Raw genomic sequence first — 18,587 nt, forward strand, 5'->3', positions numbered from 1 at the left:
GTTCTTTTGTTGAAAAATATATAGAAAAGTCTTTAAAAAATATTTGTTAGAATTTTCTAAAAAATCTGTCGAAAGTCCTTGCTTTTATGAAAAAATAGGGTATAATGGTGAAAACACTATCTTTAAGGAGATTACTTATGAAATCGAAAAAGTGGCTCTTAGGAGCAGGTGCTGTTTTGAGTGCAGCTCTACTGTTAACTGCTTGTGGGCAAAGTGAAAAGAAAGCGGATGCTCCCAAAACATTCTCTTATGTCTACGCTATGGATCCATCTTCTTTGGACTATAGTGTGACGAGCAAGAGCTCAACCTCTGACGTTATAGCAAACGTTGTTGATGGTCTTTTGGAAAATGACAAGTATGGGAACTTAATTCCATCACTTGCAGAAGACTGGTCTGTTTCAAAGGATGGTTTGACTTACACCTACAAACTTCGTAAGGGTGTAAAATGGTATACTTCTGATGGAGAAGAATACGCTGAAGTTAAGGCCAAAGACTTTGTTACTGGGCTTAAACATGCTGCTGACGGAAAATCAGATGGTCTTTCTTTGATTCAGGATTCTATCAAAGGTTTGGCAGAGTATGTTAGTGGTGAGAGCAATGATTTCTCTACTGTAGGAGTTAAGGCTGTTGATGATTACACGGTAGAATACACGCTCAACAAACCAGAAAGTTTCTGGAATTCTAAGGTTACAACTGCTACCATGCTTCCAGTTAATGAAGAATTCTTGAATTCTAAAGGGAGCGACTACGGTGCACCAACTCCATCGGGTATCCTATATAATGGTCCTTACTTCTTGAAATCATTGACTTCAAAATCAGTCATTGAATATGAAAAGAATCCAAACTACTGGGATAAGGACAATGTCAAGATTGACAATATTAAACTAACTTTCTACGATGGATCAGACCAAGAATCTTTGATTCGTAGCTTTACACAAGGTGCTTATACAACAGCCCGTCTCTTCCCAACAAGCTCAAACTTTGAGTCAACTAAACAAGAGTACGGCGATAAGATTGTCTACAGTCCACAAGAAGCGACTAGCTACTACCTCACTGTTAACGTAAACCGCCAATCTTATAATAAAACAGCTAAAACAGACGAAGCTCAAAAAACATCAACGAAAGAAGCTCTTCTCAACAAGAACTTCCGTCAGGCGCTGAACTTTGCCCTTGATCGTCATTCTTATACTGCTCAGTTGAATGGTGAAGAAGGTGCGAACAAGATTATCCGTAACAGCCTAGTGCCACATGACTACGTTCAAGTGGGTGAAAAAACCTTTGGAGAGTTGGCTCAGGCAGAGCTCGTTTCATATGGAGACCAGTGGAAAGATGTAGCCCTTACAGATGGCAAGGATACGATTTACAGTCCTGAAAAAGCTAAGGCAGCCTTTGCTAAAGCCAAGGAAGAATTGCAAGCCAAGGGGGTTACCTTCCCAATCCATTTGGATATCCCCGTTGAACAAACAGATGTAATCGCGGTTCAACAAACCAACTCACTCAAGCAGTCTATCGAATCATCACTTGGTACTGAAAATGTCATTGTTGATGTCCTTCAAATGACCGATAATGAGAAAATAAGCATTACGTCTCAAGCCAAGGTTCCATCTCAAAAAGACTATGACTTGAACGGAACTGGTTGGGGGCCAGACTATCAAGACCCAGCTACCTACCTCAACATCCTTGATGCCAAGAAGGGTTCTGCCCTTAAACACTTGGGGATCACTCGCGGAAAAGATCCAGAAGTGATGGCTCAAGTTGGACTTGATGAGTACAAAAAGCTCTTGGATGATGCTGCAGCTGAAACCAGCGACCTTAACAAGCGTTATGAAAAATATGCTAAAGCTCAAGCTTGGGTGTCTGATAGCTCACTCTTGATTCCAGTTGCTTCTTCAGGTGGTTCTCCAACGGTTAGCCGTACTGTACCATTCACAAAAGCTTATTCTCAAGTCGGGATCAAGGGAGACCCATTTGTGTTCAAAGGTTTGGAGTTGCAAAATGACGTTGTGACTGCAAAAGAATACGAAGAAGCCTTCAAGAAATGGCAACAAGAAAAAATCGAAACAAATGCCAAATACCAAAAAGAACTTGAAAAACACGTCAAGTAATCTATAAATAGAAAAGGAAGTTGCAGGAAACTGTGCTTCCTTTTTTTGTTTTGAGACACCAGTTGTCATAAAAGTAGTAACTTTACATTTTTGAATAAATTTGATAAAATATGGTTATGTTATAAAAAGTGACATAAAGGAGTGAGTGATGATCAAAATGAAAAAAAGACTGATTGGGACAGGTCTTGTCTTAGCGACAGGGATTTTGCTCTCTGCATGTGGACAGTCCAATACAGATACTAGCACTTATTCATCAACATTTAGTGCGAATCCAACAACTTTTAACTATCTCCTAGATTATTATGCAGATAACACTGCCGTTATTACCAATCTTGTAGATGGTTTGCTAGAAAATGACAGCTACGGGAACCTCGTGCCTGCTCTTGCGGAGGATTGGTCTGTTTCATCAGATGGTTTGATCTATACCTACAAGCTTAGAAAAGATGCCAAGTGGTATACAGCTGACGGTGAGGAGTATGCTTCAGTCAAAGCTCAGGATTTTGTCACTGGGATCAAATATGCCGCGGACAACAAGGGGCAAGCCATGGATCTGATTCAAAATTCAATCAAGGGATTGAATGACTATGTGACGGGTGTGACCAATGACTTTTCAACTGTTGGTGTCAAAGCCTTGGATGATTACACAGTCGAGTACACTTTGACTCGACCAGAACCGTACTGGAATTCAAAGACAACCAATAGTATTCTTTTCCCAGTCAACGAAGAGTTCTTGAAATCAAAGGATAAAGATTTTGGTACCTTGACACCAGACAGTATCCTTTATAACGGCCCCTATCTGTTAAAAGATTTCACATCAAAATCTTCGATTGAATATGTGAAGAATCCACACTATTATGACCATGATAAAGTAACCATTGAAAAAGTTAAGTTAGCTTACTTTGATGGGTCAGATCAGGAGATGACCATTCGAAACTTTGAAAGTGGTGCTTACTCGATTGCAGGAGTCTATCCAAATAGTTCGAACTATGCTAAGACAAAAGAAAAATACCAAGACAATATCGTCTATAGTTTACAAGACAAGACATCTTGGTACTTTAACTTTAACGTCAACCGTAAAACCTATAATCATACCGCTAAAACAACGGATGAACAAAAGAAATCAGCTCAAACAGCTATCTTAAATAAAAATTTCCGTCAAGCTATCAACTTTGGTATTGATCGAACAGCCTACTCTGCTCAATCTAACGGTGAAGAAGCAGCGAGCAAAACCCTTCGTAATACTCTAGTTCCTCCAACATTTGTCCAGGTGGGAGATAAGACCTTTGGAGAAGTAACAGCTTCTAAGCTTGTGAACTACGGAACTGAGTGGTCAGGTATCAATTTGGCAGATGCTCAAGATGCCTACTTTAACAAGGAAAAGGCCCAAGCAAGATTTGCGGAAGCTAAAAAGGAATTGGAAGCCCAAGGCGTGACTTTCCCAATCCATTTGGATGTCCCTGTTGATCAGACGAATAAAAATGCGGTTTCTGGTATGAACTCGGTTAAACAAACCCTTGAAACAGTACTAGGTTCTGACAATATCGTCATTGATGTTCAACAGCTTTCTACAGATGACTTTGGGAATGTTGCCTTCCTAGCACCAAATCCAGCAGCTCGTGACTACGACCTAAACTTTGATGGTTGGGTTGGTGATTACCAGGATCCATCAACTTATCTAGACCCCTTCAATGCTGAAACAGGCTTCTATCTCAAGATTTTTGGTCTTGATGCCAAGGAAGACCAAGAGCTCATTAAGAGTTTGGGGCTCGATACCTATACACAACTCCTGAAAGAAGCAGATGCTGAGAATAAAGATGTCACTAAGCGTTATGAAAAATACGCTGAAGCTCAAGCTTGGATGATTGACAATTCTCTAGTTATGTCTGCTATGTCAAATGGTGGTACAGCCTCTGTAACCAAAGTAACTCCGTTTACACGTGCCTACTCCCTAGTGGGAATCAAGGGTGACGGAAATAATTATAAGTACATGAGATTACAAAAAGACCCTGTTACCAAGAAACAATTTGATGAAGCCAAGGCTAAGTGGGAAGAAGAAAGTAAAAAAGCTATCGAAAAGAGCCAAAAAGAGTTTGAAAACCACGTAAAATAAGATTACAGACAAGGTTGCCCCTGAGCGCCTTGTCTTTTTGTGCAGAATGGCATTCGGAACTTTGCTTATATTTCAGAGCAACTTAAGAGAACAAAAGCGAATGAAAACGCTGAAAATAGCAAGGATGGATGGAATTTCCATCATGATTGTGATATAATATTTATAACTATTAACGTGTATAGGGGATTATCATGAGTAGACGTTCAAAGAGAGCTCGTTCTGGCAACATGAAACGAAATATTAACATAGTCTTATTAACCATTTATCTACTGTTGGGTGGTTTTTTGCTGTTCTTGATTTTTAAACATAATATCTTAGCTTTTCGGTACCTCAATATCCTTACGGCGGTTCTTATTCTCATTTCTGCTGTAATTGCAATCCTTCTGATAGTGTATAAAAAAGCCGAGAAGTTTACGGTTTTCTTTTTGACACTTGCTATCGTAGTTAGCTCCGTTTCTCTCTATGCTTTGCAACAGTTTGTCGGTTTTACCAATCATATCAATGCGACCTCAAACTACTCAGAGTATTCAATCAGTGTGGTCGTTTTGAAAGATAGTGAGATCAATAATGTGACTCAACTGGATACGGTTACGGGGCCAACAGAGACAGACAATGACAATATTCAAAAGTTGTTAGCAGATATTAAGACCAGCCAGAGTAAGGACTTGACAGTTGAGAAAGCGACTTCTTACCTAGCAGCTTATAAGAGTCTGCTTTCTGGTGAAACGAAAGCAATTGTCTTAAATAGTGTCTTTGAAAATATCATTGAAGCAGAGTATCCAGATTATGCTTCAAAAATCAAAAAAATCTATACAAAACAATTAACTAAGGATGTTGCGGCACCAAAGGTATCGAAGAATAAAGCTTTCAATATTTATGTGAGCGGTATTGATACCTATGGTCCGATTAGTTCCGTTTCGCGTTCTGATGTGAATATTCTAATGACTGTGAATCGAGATACCAAGAAAATCCTTCTCACTACAACTCCTCGTGATTCCTATGTTCCGATTGCGGATGGAGGAAACAATCAAAAGGACAAATTGACCCATGCAGGGATTTATGGAGTAGACTCGTCGATTCATACCTTGGAAAATCTCTATGGGGTGGATATTAACTATTATGTGCGCTTGAACTTTACCTCTTTCTTGAAGTTGATTGACCTTTTAGGTGGCGTAGATGTTTATAATGACCAAGATTTCACATCTTTACACGGGAAGTTCCATTTCCCAGTTGGAAATGTCCATCTAGACTCTGAGCAGGCTCTTGGTTTTGTCCGTGAGCGCTACTCTCTAGCAGATGGAGATCGTGACCGTGGTCGAAACCAACAAAAGGTTATTGTAGCTGTGATTCAGAAATTAACATCAACTGAAGCTTTGAAGAACTATGACAATATTATTCAAGGATTACAAGATTCTCTTCAGACCAATATGCCTTTGGAAACCATGATGGATCTGGTTAATACTCAATTGGAGAGTGGTGGGAACTACAAAGTCAACTCTCAAGACTTGAAAGGAACTGGACGCACGGATCTTCCTTCATACGCTATGCCAGATAGTAACCTCTACATGATGGAAATTGATGAAAGTAGCTTGGCCGCTGCGAAAGCTGCTATCAATGATGTGATGGAGGGCAAGTAGCATGATCGATATTCATTCGCACATCGTTTTTGATGTGGACGATGGTCCAAAGTCGATAGAGGAAAGTAAAAAACTTCTTAGAGAGGCCTACAGTCAAGGAGTGAGGACAATCGTTTCAACTTCGCATAGACGAAAAGGGATGTTCGAAACTCCTGAAGAAAAAATCGCGACTAACTTTCTAAAGGTGCGAGAAATGGCTAAGGAAGTTGCGGATAACTTAATCATTGCCTATGGGGCAGAAATCTACTATACGCCAGATGTTGTTGAGAAGTTAGAAAAGAAATTAATCCCGACCCTCAACGATAGTCGCTATGCTTTGATTGAGTTTAGTATGAATACACCCTATCGGGATATGCATAAGGGGCTGAGTAATATTCTAATGTTAGGCATTACACCCATCATTGCCCACATTGAACGTTACGATGCTTTAGAAAACAATGAGCAGCGCGTGCGAGAGCTGATTGATATGGGATGTTATACTCAAGTCAATAGTTCTCATGTCTTGAAACCTAAACTCTTCGGAGAAACTTATAAATTCATGAAAAAGAGAGCTCAGTATTTCTTGGAACGAGATCTGGTTCACGTGATCGCAAGTGATATGCACAACTTGGATCACAGACCTCCTCATATGGAGGAAGCCTATGATATCATTGCCAAAAAATACAGTGAAGATAAGGCTAAGGAACTTTTTAAGGATAATCCCCGAAAAATAATAATGGATCAATTGATTTAGGAGAAAAAATGAAAGAACAAAATATGATGGAAATCGATGTATTTCACTTACTTAAAATCCTTTGGAAACGAAAATTTTTAATTGCTTTGGTAGCATTCGTGACAGGGACAGTAGCATTTGCCTACAGTAGTTTTATTGTGAAGCCGGAGTTTACGAGTACGACCCGAATTTATGTGGTCAACCGTAATCAGGGAGATAAGCCAGGTTTGACCAACCAAGACTTGCAAGCTGGATCTTACTTGGTAAAAGACTATCGTGAAATCATTCTCTCGCAAGACGTTTTAGAAAAAGTTGCGACTGATTTGAAACTAGATCTCCCTCCAAAAGGTCTAGCTAGTAAAATTAAGGTAACAGTTCCAGTGGATACGCGTATTGTTTCTATCTCTGTGACAGATCGTTTTCCTGAAGAAGCGAGCCGCATCGCTAACTCTTTGAGAGAGGTTGCTGCCCAAAAAATCATCAGTGTCACGCGAGTTTCAGATGTGACAACGCTTGAAGAAGCTCGTCCTGCAACATCCCCATCGTCTCCAAATATCCGTCGCAATACCATGGTTGGATTTCTTGCTGGCGCAGTTGTAATGGTTGTTACGGTTCTCCTAGTTGAGCTCTTAGATACACGAGTGAAACGTCCAGAAGATATCGAAGATGTGATGCAAATTGCGCTATTGGGAGTAGTTCCAAATTTGGATAAATTGAAATAGGAGAGAGAGATGCCAACATTAGAGATTGTACAAAAAAAATTAGATTTGGCAAGAAAAGCTGAAGAATATTATAATGCGCTTCGTACCAATATACAGTTGAGTGGGAATAATTTGAAAGTTATTTCGATCACGTCTGTGAAACCGGGTGAAGGGAAGTCAACTACTTCTACAAATATTGCTTGGGCTTTCGCGCGTGCGGGCTATAAGACGCTGTTAATCGATGCCGATATTCGTAATTCTGTCATGTCAGGTGTTTTTAAATCACGCGAGAAGATTACTGGACTAACAGAGTTCTTATCTGGGACGACAGACCTATCACAAGGCCTATGTGATACCAATGTTGAAAACTTGTTTGTTATTCAAGCGGGTTCTATATCACCCAACCCAACAGCCTTGCTACAAAGTGAAAATTTTGCGACCATGATTGACACCTTACGCAAGTACTTTGACTACATCGTTGTAGATACTGCTCCGATTGGAGTTGTTATCGATGCGGCGATTATCACGCAGCAGTGTGACGCTTCTGTTTTAGTAACTGCGGCTGGTGAAACAAATCGTCGTGATGTCCAAAAAGCTAAAGAACAACTCGAACAAACAAGCAAACCATTCTTAGGAATTGTGCTTAATAAACTCAATACTTCAGTTGAGAAGTATGGATCATATGGGGCTTATGGCTCCTATGGAAAAAAGTAAGAGTTAGCTTAGGGAATAGATTATGGAAGAAAAGGGATTGAAGATTACTTTGGCGGCAATCCAGAGTTTTCTTGTCATTTTATTAGCTTATTTACTTAGTTTTGTTAAGGAAACAGAGATTGTAAATACTTCGGTTATTATCTTGTTCATTCTTCATTTTTTTGTGTTTTATATCAGTGATTATGGGCATGATTTTTTTAAAAGGGGTTATTTAGCAGAGTTTATCAACACGACAAAGTATATCGTGTTCTTTGCTTTAGCTATCAGTATTTCGAATTTTTTCTTAGAAGATCGTTTTAGTATCTCTAGACGAGGAATGATTTATTTTTTGACAATACACTCTATTCTGTTGTATTTGTTGAATCTATGCATTAAACGCTATAGAAAAAGCATCTTTCCAAATCTCAAGGGGAGTAAGAAGATATTCTTGATAACAGCTACCTCTAGGGTTGAAAAAGTCATCGATAGGCTGATAGAGTCGGGAGAAATTTTTTGGAATTTGGTGGCGGTCAGTGTTTTAGACCAGCCTGATTTCCAGCATCAAACCTTAACCGTTGTACCTGCTGAGAACATCTTAGACTTTGCTACTCATGAAGTTGTCGATGAGGTTTTTATCAATCTACCAAGTGAAGAGTATGACATCGGGGAGTTTATCTCACTTTTTGAGACAATGGGAATTGACGTGACAGTTAACCTGAATGCTTTTAATAACTATCTAGGTAGTGATAAAAAGATTCGTGGGATGGCAGGGCTGAATGTTATCACGTTTTCTACAAAATTTTATAAGACGAGTCATGTCATTGCTAAACGTTTCATTGATATTGTCGGTTCTATTGTCGGATTGATTATTTGTGGTTTGGTGAGCATTGTTTTGGTTCCAATGATTCGACAAGATGGTGGGCCAGCGATTTTTTCTCAAACGCGTATTGGAAAAAATGGTCGACATTTCACTTTCTATAAATTTAGATCCATGTGTGTGAATGCTGAAATGCGCAAACAAGAACTTTTAGCTCAAAATACCATGCAAGGTGGTATGTTTAAGGTTGATGATGATCCTCGTATCACTCCCATTGGTCGCTTTATTCGTAAGACCAGCCTAGATGAGTTGCCACAGTTTTGGAATGTTTTAATGGGAGATATGAGTCTAGTAGGGACCCGTCCCCCAACAGTTGATGAGTATGAGAAATATACTCCTGAACAGAAACGTCGATTGAGTTTTAAACCTGGGATAACAGGCTTGTGGCAAGTCAGCGGGCGAAGTGAGATCAAGGATTTCAATGAAGTTGTCAAATTAGATGTGGCCTATATTGATGATTGGACTATTTGGAAAGATATTGAAATATTGTTAAAGACCGTTAAAGTTGTATTTATGAGAGATGGGGCGAAGTAATTTCTGCCCTTCAGTCCTGTTAGGAGAGAAATGAAACAGTCAGTTTATATTATTGGTTCAAAGGGGATTCCTGCTAAGTATGGAGGATTTGAAACCTTTGTTGAAAAATTAACCGAATATCAAAAAGACAGCAACATACAATACTATGTTGCTTGTATGCGTGAAAATTCTGCTAAGTCTGGCATTACGGAAGACCAGTTTGAGCACAATGGAGCCATTTGCTTCAACATCGATGTACCCAATATCGGCCCGGCCCGCGCCATCGCTTACGATATTGCAGCGGTCAACAAGGCTATTGAATTGGCTAAGGAAAACAAGGACGAGGCTCCCATTTTTTACATTCTAGCTTGTCGCATCGGTCCTTTTATTTCTGGACTTAAGAAAAAAATTTGTGCGATTGGTGGCTCTTTGCTGGTGAATCCTGATGGTCATGAATGGCTACGAGCAAAGTGGAGCCTGCCAGTTCGTAAGTACTGGAAATTTTCAGAGAAGCTCATGGTCAAACATGCAGATTTACTGGTCTGTGACAGTAAAAATATCGAACAATATATCCAAGAGGATTATAAGCAGTATCAACCAAAGACCACCTATATTGCCTATGGAACGGATACTGTTCCTTCAAGCCTGAAGTCAGAAGATACCAAGGTTCGGAACTGGTATCAGGAAAAAGGAGTTAGCGAAAATGGCTATTATCTAGTAGTGGGACGATTTGTTCCTGAAAATAACTACGAAGCTATGATTCGTGAATTTATCAAGTCCAAGTCCAAAAAGGACTTTGTTCTCATCACAAATGTGGAGCAGAATAAATTTTACGACCAGTTGTTACGGGATACTGGTTTTGACAAAGATCCTAGGGTCAAATTTGTCGGTACTGTCTATGACCAAGAGTTGCTCAAGTACATCCGTGAAAATGCCTTTGCCTATTTCCATGGGCATGAGGTTGGAGGAACCAACCCTTCTCTACTGGAAGCTTTAGCATCCACAAAACTAAATTTGTTGCTAGATGTTGGTTTTAACCGTGAAGTTGGTGAAGATGGGGCCATTTATTGGAAAAAAGATGAGTTGGCACGTGTCATTGAGGAAGTAGAAGGATTTGATCAGGTAGCAATAACTGACTTGGATTTCAAGTCAAGCCAAAGAATCCTCTCAGCTTTCACATGGGAAAAGATTGTGTCAGATTATGAAGAAGTGTTTAAAGGATAGGGAATGAAACGGATTTTATACTTGCATGCTGGTGCAGAAATGTATGGAGCAGATAAGGTTTTACTGGAATTGATTAAAGGGTTGGATTCCAAAGAATTTGAAGCTCACGTCATCCTGCCAAATGATGGTGTTTTAGTCGAGGCTTTGCGCCAAGTTGGAGCTAAGGTCAGCGTGTTGGATTATCCGATTTTACGTAGAAAATACTTTAATCCTAAAGGCATTGCCGACTATATTCGCTCTTATAATTTCTATGCTAAGCAAATCGCCCTCTATGCTCGAGAACACAGTATAGATATGGTTCACAATAATACAGCGGCTGTTTTGGAGGGCATCTATTTGAAACGCAAGCTCAAGCTGCCTTTGATTTGGCATGTTCATGAGATTATCGTCAAACCCAAAGCTATTTCTGACTTTATCAATATGCTCATGGGACGATATGCAGACAAGATTGTGACGGTGTCCCAAGCGGTCGCTAATCATATCAAGCAGTCTCCCTTTATCAAAGATAGCCAAGTGGAAGTGATTTATAACGGTGTCGATAATGCTGTCTATTATCCAATGGATGCGTCTTCTATTCGTGAAAAATTTGACATTGCGCAAGATGCACTTGTGATTGGCATGATTGGTCGGGTCAATGCTATCAAAGGACAAAATGATTTCATAGAAGCAGTCGAGCCACTTTTGGAAAAGAATGAGCAAGCGGTGGCTTTCCTAGCTGGAGGTGTTTTTCCTGGTGAAGAATGGCGCTTAGAAGAACTAGATAAGAGAATAGCTTCTTCATCTGTTGTGTCACAAATTCATCGTATTGATTACTACGATAAGACTTCTGAACTTTATAATATGTTTGATATCTTTGTCTTACCAAGTATAAAACCTGATTCCCTACCTACAGTAGTCCTAGAAGCCATGGCTTGTTCAAAACCAGTTGTTGGTTATAACAATGGGGGAATAGCTGAAATGGTAGTAGATGACAAAAGTGGTTGCTTAGTCAAACCAAATCGTCCTCAAGAACTTTCTAATGCCATTTCTCTCTTACTAGATAGTTCTGAAAAAAGAGAAAAATTTGGGCGAGTAGGATATCAGAGACAAAAAGAGCTGTTTTCTTTGGAGAGTTACATCAAGAACTTTTCGGAGTTGTATAAAACAGATAGAAAAGATTAGTTATGAATAAAATAGATTTTGTTGTTACTTGGGTTGATGGGAATGATCCTGTGTGGCAAGAAAAAAAATCAAGCTATGATGGCTCGGTTAATACTTCTAAACAGAGTATGAATTCAGTCAAGGCTTACCGAGAATGGGGGACCTTTAAATATTGGTTTAGAGGAGTTGAAAAATTTGCTCCTTGGGTCAATAAGGTCTACCTCGTGACCGACCAGCAAAAGCCAAGCTGGTTAGATATAAATAGTGAAAAATTGGTGTTGGTAGATCATACAGAGATTATCTGTAATGACTACCTGCCAGTTTTTTCTGCCAATCCTATCGAAAGTAACATCCATCGAATCCCTGGTCTCTCAGAGCATTTTGTTTTTTTTAATGACGATATGTATTTGACAGCTCCAGTTGAGCCGACAGATTTTTTCTCAGAGGATGGTTTACCCAAATATAATACGGCTCTTTCACCGATTATTCCTGAGCGATATGGAACGGGGAATTTTCAGATAAATGACATGGAGATTGTCACTAGCTATTTCAGTCGAAATGAAATTTTGAAGAATGGCCAATTCTTTGATCCAAAGCAGGGATTAAAAAGTATCGTTAAGTCGCTACTATACAGAAATAGTCAGTTTATCTGTGGTTTCTGGGAGAGTCATCTGCCCTATCCTCTACTAAGATCAACGATGAACTTGGTATGGGAAAAGGAAAAAGCTGTCTTGGAAAGAACCTCGGCTAGTCGCTTTAGAAATCCTTCTGATACCAATGTTTGGCTCTTTAAGTATTGGCAGATTGCCAGTGGTAAATACGCTATCGGAAATCCTAAGTTGGGAGGACTCTTTTCTTTGGATAATGCCGGACCAGATTTTTGGAAGATACTAAATTCTGGCAAATACCAAATTATGTGTATCAATGATGGATTTAACATTCAAGACGAGGAGCAGGTGATGACAGACTTTATCAAGGCTATGGATCAACTGCTTCCAGATAGAAGTTCATTTGAGATTTAAACTGTAAAACTAAGTAAGAGAAAGAAAAGAAAATATGATTTCGGTAATTGTGCCTGTTTATAATGTGGAGGACTACCTTCATTATGCCATGGAGAGTTTGGAACATCAGACTTACAAGGATATGGAAGTCCTCTTGATTGATGACGGCTCGAGTGATGGCTCAGGACACTTGTGTGACCAGTATGCCCAGCAATATGATTGGGTGACTAGCTACCATAAGGTCAACGGTGGCTTGTCTGATGCTCGGAACTATGGGGTCTTGAAAGCCAAGGGTGACTGGATTACTTTCCTAGATCCAGACGACTATCTGGAACCCTGCGCCTTGGAACTGCTAGCAGAGCTACAAAGTCGTACCCAAGCAGATATGGTGAGTGGCAAAGTAGAGCCAACAGCTCACTATCATCGTTTTCAAAATTTTCACTTGGATCAGCTTGATTTAGACCAAGTTAAGGTCTATGACAAGGCAAAGGCTCTGACTGAGATGCTTTATGGAGACCTTGTAACGGTCTCTGCTTGTGGGAAACTCTATCGGAAAGAACTTCTTGAGAAAGCTCCCTTCCCCAAGGGGCGCATCTACGAAGACCTCTATGTTATCAGTGAGCATCTCAACCAAGTCCAATCCGTGGCCTTGTACCATCTTCCGATTTACCATTATTACCATAGACCTGGTAGCATTACTGCCTCGGCTTTCACGCCAAAACAATACGAGTTTTACGAAGCAATCGATCATTTAAAAGAGGTTGTGAATGCAACCTATCCTGAGAGTTCAGAACTCCAAGAAGCCATCATTTCACGCTTCTTTACAGGAAGTCTTCTGATTTTTACGATGATTAAGGATGGGGATTCGGTAGAATTCAAGAGACTTCAGGAGAAAACCAGGCCTTATTTGCCACTTGTCTTGAAGAATGCTAGAGTTAGCAAGAAACGTAGGATCCTCTATGTTTTAATTACTAAGTATCCGCGGCTCTATTATCAATTTAAAAAGTTAAAAAAATCCTAAGTAAGAGTTAGGGATGAAAGAAGAAAAGGAAAAAGAAAATGTTAAAGTTAGAACGTGATAAATTGCTAATTGCAGCAGTTTTAATAGTGGTTGTCTCCATAGATATGATCAATACGTCTATGTTAGCTCCTGTTTTACCTAATATTCCTAATGTAGTTCCTTTTTTTGCGGTCCTGTTACTTGCTATGCGATTTGCTTATATTCATCACTACTCTATAAGCTATCTCATCTTTGCACCAATTCTTCTTTTTGCTGGGGGCATGGTTTACTATAAGACTGGGAACCTTAATGCATTGATGTATATGTTTCTGCTTGTCTTTCTTTACAAGGCTGAGATGGAAAGTGTACTTAAAATATACTCTGTTGTAGCCTTGTTTTTTATTGTATTGATAGTGCTCTTGGCCGTGATTGGTGCTATTCCAAACTTGCAATTTGTCCAATCACGATCTGCGGGAGTCGTTGTTCGAAATTCATTTGGCTTTATTTATCCAACTGATTTTGCTTCTCACTGTTTTTATCTATATACAGCTATATCGTATATCTTTAGAAAGAAATTCATTATTTTACGGACTGCCTTAGGATTTGGTCTGGCTTATTTCATTATTCGATATTGCGATGCGAGGCTTAATGCCGCTTCTATTACTGTAATGGCGCTCATTTTTCTGTACTTTTATTTCCGAAATGATAAACAGCGACGGCTTTTTGCTTTACTTCCTTTATCGGCTGGTATAGCGTCTTCAGTAATGATTTATCTCTCTTCTAAATTTACCTGGTCTCATCCAATGTATGTGGCTCTAAACAATTTTTTTAGTATGAGATTACACCTAGGACATGAGGCACTAAAAAAATATGCAGTGCAGTGGTTTGGGATTCGGGGCATATCATTTATCGGTTATGGGGGGCGTACAGAATCCGTTTTGAGCTACGACTATGTAGACTCTTCCTACGTTCAGATGCTCTTTACCTATGGGATGATTCCAGTTCTCTTATTGGTCGTGTTATACATAGTTAGGTCTTGGTCATTTTATCGCAAAAAGAATTATTTGCTATTGACGGCCTTATCCTTAATAGCAGTCAACTGTATGTTTGAGGCCTTCTGGGTTCGCCCGTCTTATAATATTTTTATGTTTACTCTATTTGCAACCTTGCCAGTTATTGAATTTGAATCGAAGAAATCTACAACGAGGAACTCCTTGTGAAAGTATTAAAAAATTATTTATATAATCTTTCTTATCAGCTGTTAGTAATCGTTTTACCAGTCATTACTACACCCTATATTACTCGGGTTTTCTCATCCAATGACTTAGGTTCCTATGGGTACTACAACTCAATAGTAACTTACTTTATACTCTTAGCGACACTTGGGGTGGCCAATTATGGGACCAAGGAGATTTCAGGACATCGAAACAATGTTCAGAAAACCTTCTGGGGCATTTACAGTTTACAAGTCCTTTCAACCTGTTTAGCGGTTACGCTTTATATAGTTATCTGCTTGCTTGTGCCGTCGATGAACAATCCAATTGCCTATATACTTGGCTTTAGTTTGCTGTCTCGTGGTTTTGATATTTCTTGGCTTTTTCAAGGGTTAGAAGATTTCAAAAAAATCACAGCTCGTAACACAATGGTCAAACTTCTAGGTGTTGTTTCGATATTCCTATTTGTTAAGAAACCATCCGACTTGTACTTGTATATCATCCTCTTGGTTGCCTATGATCTACTAGGTCAGTTGAGTATGTGGCTTCCTGCTCGGGAGCACATTCGCAAGCCGCATCTGGATATAGCCTATGCCAAAGAGCATATCAAACCAGTCATTCTCTTGTTTCTGCCACAGATTGCCATTTCACTCTACATCACGCTAGATCGCACCATGTTGGGTGCCTTGTCTTCGACCAAGGATGTCGGGATCTATGATCAAGCCTTGAAATTATTGAATATTTTGTTGACCTTGGTAACGTCGCTTGGTAGTGTTATGTTGCCTCGGGTCTCCAATCTCCTCTCATCAGGTAACCAAAAGGCGGTTAACAAGTTACATGAAATGTCTTTCTTAGTGTATAACTTGGTTATCTTCCCGATGATTGCGGGGATTTTGATTGTTAACAAAGATTTTGTTAATTTTTTCCTGGGGCAAGACTTCCAAGATGCTCGCTATGCGATTGCCATCATGGCCTTTAGAATGTTCTTTATTGGCTGGACCAATATCATGGGAATTCAAATCTTGATTCCTCACAATAAGAATCGTGAATTTATGCTGTCAACAACTATTCCAGCTATTTTCAGTGTAGGCTTGAATCTCCTTTTAATCCCGCCTCTGGGCTATATTGGGGCGTCGATCGTATCTGTTGCGACAGAAGGTTTAGTTTGGCTGATCCAACTCTATTTTACACGTTCGTACCTAAAAGAGGTCAAGATCCTTCCATCTATGCTAAAAATATTTTTAGCTGCTCTCTTGATGTACGGCGCTTTGTATTCTGTACAAGCTTTCATGCACTTCTCGTCTGTTGTGAATGTCTTGATCTATTCTCTGCTTGGCTTCCTAGTCTACGGTGGCTTGGTTTTGGTCTTACGTGTCTTGGATTTTCAAGAACTAAAAAGTGTCTTAAAGAAATAAGGAGATTTTATGTACGATTATTTGATTGTCGGTGCTGGCTTGTCAGGTGCAATCTTTGCCCACGAAGCTAACAAACGTGGCAAGAAAGTGAAGGTGATTGATAAACGAGAACACATTGGTGGGAATATCTATTGCCAATCTGTTGAAGGAATCAATGTCCACAAGTATGGGGCTCATATCTTCCATACATCCAATAAAAAGGTCTGGGATTATGTCAATCAGTTTGCGGAGTTTAACAATTACATCAATTCTCCTATTGCCAACTATCAAGGACATCTTTACAATCTGCCTTTTAACATGAACACTTTCTATGCTTTGTGGGGGACAAAGACACCCCAAGAAGTCAAGGACAAGATTACTGAGCAGACGACACACATGCAAGATGTTGAGCCTAAAAACTTAGAGGAACAAGCCATTAAGTTGATTGGTACGGATGTTTATGAAAAGCTAATCAAGGGCTACACCGAAAAGCAATGGGGACGTTCTGCTACTGAACTACCACCCTTTATCATCAAGCGTTTACCAGTTCGATTGACTTATGACAATAATTATTTCAACGACCGTTACCAAGGGATTCCAATTGGTGGTTACAATGTCATCATCGAAAAGTTGTTGGAAGGAATCGAAGTAGAGCTTAATACAGATTTCTTTGCTGATCGGGAGAACTTGGAGGCTTCAGCAACTAAGATTGTCTTCACAGGGATGATTGATCAGTTCTTTGACTATAAATTTGGTGAACTTGAGTATCGCAGTCTCCGTTTTGAGCATGAGATTTTGGACCAAGAAAATCATCAAGGAAATGCCGTAGTCAACTATACTGAACGTGATATTCCCTATACGCGAATCATCGAACACAAACATTTTGAGTTTGGGACTCAAGCCAAGACCGTTATTACTCGTGAATATCCAGCAGATTGGAAAAGAGGAGATGAACCTTACTATCCAATCAATGATGCCAAAAACAATGCAATTTATGAGCAGTATCTAGCGGAAGCTGAGAAAAATGGGCGCGTTATCTTCTGTGGTCGCTTGGCAGATTATAAATACTATGATATGCATGTGACTGTTGAACGTGCATTGGATGTGGTAGAAGAAGAACTAGGGAGCATCTAAGAATATCACAGATAAAGGGGAGAAAAGGTGAAATATTATCTGAAAGATTCATTTCTGCATAATGCACACGAAAAGAATGCAGGGAGTAAGGCGCGAAATGATGTAGAATCTATTCTAATCTCAGAGGGTTATGAGGGGTTGGAGCTCAAGGTTGAGAATTGGTATAAGATGAATTTCTTTAAAGCTCAACAACACAAATATCGTGCGACCAAGTCTGTGTTTGATCAGTTGGGAGCCGGAGATGAATTGGTGATTCAGTTCCCTATTATCCACCATACATTTTTCATCTCACAACTCATTAAGCAGGCGCAAAAGAGAGGAGCAAAATTCTATCTTTTGATCCATGATATTGAAACCTTGCGTCATGCAGCAGGTTCGGAAGTGAAATTCCGTCATAAAGTGCGCAATTACTTCCAAGAAAAGAAAGCTTTGATGTCAGTGGATGGCATTATCGTTCATAACGATATCATGAAGAAAGTTCTGGTAGGTCAAGGAGTGCCAGCAGATAAAATGGTTAGCTTGGAAATTTTTGACTATCTGATTCCAAACTTTGCTGAAAAACCAAATCTCCAAAAAGACCAGCCTATTATCGTAGCTGGAAATTTGAACCCTGCAAAGTCAGGTTATCTTTATAACTTGCCAGACCAGCCCGCCTATAACTTGTATGGGGTGGGCTACGATGAAAGTCGTGCATTGAAAAACACTAGCTACTTTGGTTCCTTTATGCCAGATGACCTCCCAGCTGCTCTTGAAGGTAGTTTTGGTTTGGTCTGGGACGGAGACAGCTCAGAAACCTGCCAAGGTTCTTACGGGAACTACCTACGTTTTAACAACTCGCACAAGGCCTCTCTCTACTTAGCTTCAGGTTTTCCCCTAATAGTCTGGAAAGAGTCGGCTCTCGCACATTTTGTTCTGGATAAACAGTGTGGTCTAGCAGTTGATTCTCTACACGACCTCCAAAAAGTACTAGATGATTTGACACTTCAAGACTACAAGGAACTTTCAGAACAAGCTAGGAAAGTTGGAGCCGCTCTTCGAGATGGAGCCTATTTAAAAGCTGCCTTATCCAAATTGAAGTAAATTCCTTAGGGAATTTGGGATAAAATGAAATATAATATAGGATAGGTAATTA

General features: G+C 39.6%; 15 protein-coding genes. All 15 read left to right on the forward strand.

Features of this window, described 5'->3' with window-relative positions; all coding sequences use genetic code 11:
* Window positions 1-137: 137 nt before the first annotated feature.
* The 15 genes from GMD3S_RS0203540 (at window position 138) to GMD3S_RS0203610 (ending at window position 18,535) form a co-directional block, all read left to right on the forward strand.
* The gene (locus GMD3S_RS0203540; protein ID WP_000837392.1) at window positions 138-2,105 is read left to right on the forward strand and encodes a peptide ABC transporter substrate-binding protein; all 1,968 of its coding nucleotides are present in this window, start codon (window positions 138-140) and stop codon (window positions 2,103-2,105) included.
* Between the two features lie 148 nt (window positions 2,106-2,253).
* Window positions 2,254-4,215, forward strand: a complete 1,962-nt coding sequence (locus tag GMD3S_RS0203545; protein WP_000594271.1) for a peptide ABC transporter substrate-binding protein — start codon at window positions 2,254-2,256, stop codon at window positions 4,213-4,215.
* A gap of 191 nt (window positions 4,216-4,406) precedes the next feature.
* Entirely contained in the window at window positions 4,407-5,852 is a 1,446-nt protein-coding gene (cpsA, locus tag GMD3S_RS0203550; protein ID WP_000091227.1) for an LCP family glycopolymer transferase CpsA, read from the forward strand.
* A 1-nt stretch (window position 5,853) separates the two neighbouring features.
* A complete protein-coding gene (gene cps4B / locus GMD3S_RS0203555; RefSeq protein ID WP_000565332.1) occupies window positions 5,854-6,585 on the forward strand; it encodes a capsular polysaccharide biosynthesis protein Cps4B in 732 nt (243 codons plus the stop codon).
* Between the two features lie 8 nt (window positions 6,586-6,593).
* Window positions 6,594-7,286, forward strand: a complete 693-nt coding sequence (cpsC, locus tag GMD3S_RS0203560; protein WP_000664123.1) for a capsular polysaccharide biosynthesis protein CpsC — start codon at window positions 6,594-6,596, stop codon at window positions 7,284-7,286.
* A 9-nt stretch (window positions 7,287-7,295) separates the two neighbouring features.
* Window positions 7,296-7,979, forward strand: coding sequence for a tyrosine-protein kinase (locus GMD3S_RS0203565; protein ID WP_001142575.1), 684 nt, complete (start codon window positions 7,296-7,298; stop codon window positions 7,977-7,979).
* Between the two features lie 22 nt (window positions 7,980-8,001).
* The gene (locus tag GMD3S_RS0203570; protein WP_000391463.1) at window positions 8,002-9,369 is read left to right on the forward strand and encodes a sugar transferase; all 1,368 of its coding nucleotides are present in this window, start codon (window positions 8,002-8,004) and stop codon (window positions 9,367-9,369) included.
* A gap of 30 nt (window positions 9,370-9,399) precedes the next feature.
* Window positions 9,400-10,572: a beta 1-4 rhamnosyltransferase Cps2T gene (gene cps2T / locus GMD3S_RS0203575; protein ID WP_000814503.1), complete on the forward strand. Its 1,173-nt coding sequence runs from the start codon at window positions 9,400-9,402 to the stop codon at window positions 10,570-10,572.
* 3 nt (window positions 10,573-10,575) lie between these two features.
* Window positions 10,576-11,733: a glycosyltransferase family 4 protein gene (locus tag GMD3S_RS0203580; RefSeq protein ID WP_000822224.1), complete on the forward strand. Its 1,158-nt coding sequence runs from the start codon at window positions 10,576-10,578 to the stop codon at window positions 11,731-11,733.
* A 2-nt stretch (window positions 11,734-11,735) separates the two neighbouring features.
* Window positions 11,736-12,734 (forward strand): Stealth CR1 domain-containing protein, encoded by a 999-nt coding sequence (locus tag GMD3S_RS0203585; protein WP_001033091.1) that lies wholly within the window; start codon window positions 11,736-11,738, stop codon window positions 12,732-12,734.
* Between the two features lie 34 nt (window positions 12,735-12,768).
* A complete protein-coding gene (locus GMD3S_RS0203590) occupies window positions 12,769-13,734 on the forward strand; it encodes a glycosyltransferase family 2 protein (protein ID WP_000626475.1) in 966 nt (321 codons plus the stop codon).
* A gap of 38 nt (window positions 13,735-13,772) precedes the next feature.
* On the forward strand, window positions 13,773-14,933 hold the full coding sequence (locus tag GMD3S_RS0203595; RefSeq protein ID WP_000915514.1) for a hypothetical protein: 1,161 nt from the start codon (window positions 13,773-13,775) through the stop codon (window positions 14,931-14,933).
* Window positions 14,930-16,342 carry a flippase gene (locus GMD3S_RS0203600; RefSeq protein ID WP_000866221.1) on the forward strand — a complete coding sequence of 471 codons (1,413 nt, stop codon included), beginning with the start codon at window positions 14,930-14,932 and terminating at the stop codon, window positions 16,340-16,342. Before GMD3S_RS0203595 ends, GMD3S_RS0203600 begins: the two co-directional genes overlap by 4 nt.
* A gap of 9 nt (window positions 16,343-16,351) precedes the next feature.
* A complete protein-coding gene (gene glf / locus GMD3S_RS0203605) occupies window positions 16,352-17,455 on the forward strand; it encodes a UDP-galactopyranose mutase (RefSeq protein ID WP_000272505.1) in 1,104 nt (367 codons plus the stop codon).
* Between the two features lie 27 nt (window positions 17,456-17,482).
* Window positions 17,483-18,535 carry a hypothetical protein gene (locus tag GMD3S_RS0203610; RefSeq protein WP_000878651.1) on the forward strand — a complete coding sequence of 351 codons (1,053 nt, stop codon included), beginning with the start codon at window positions 17,483-17,485 and terminating at the stop codon, window positions 18,533-18,535.
* Window positions 18,536-18,587: the final 52 nt, after the last annotated feature.

This window comes from Streptococcus sp. GMD3S (assembly GCF_000298695.2).
Classification (GTDB): domain Bacteria; phylum Bacillota; class Bacilli; order Lactobacillales; family Streptococcaceae; genus Streptococcus.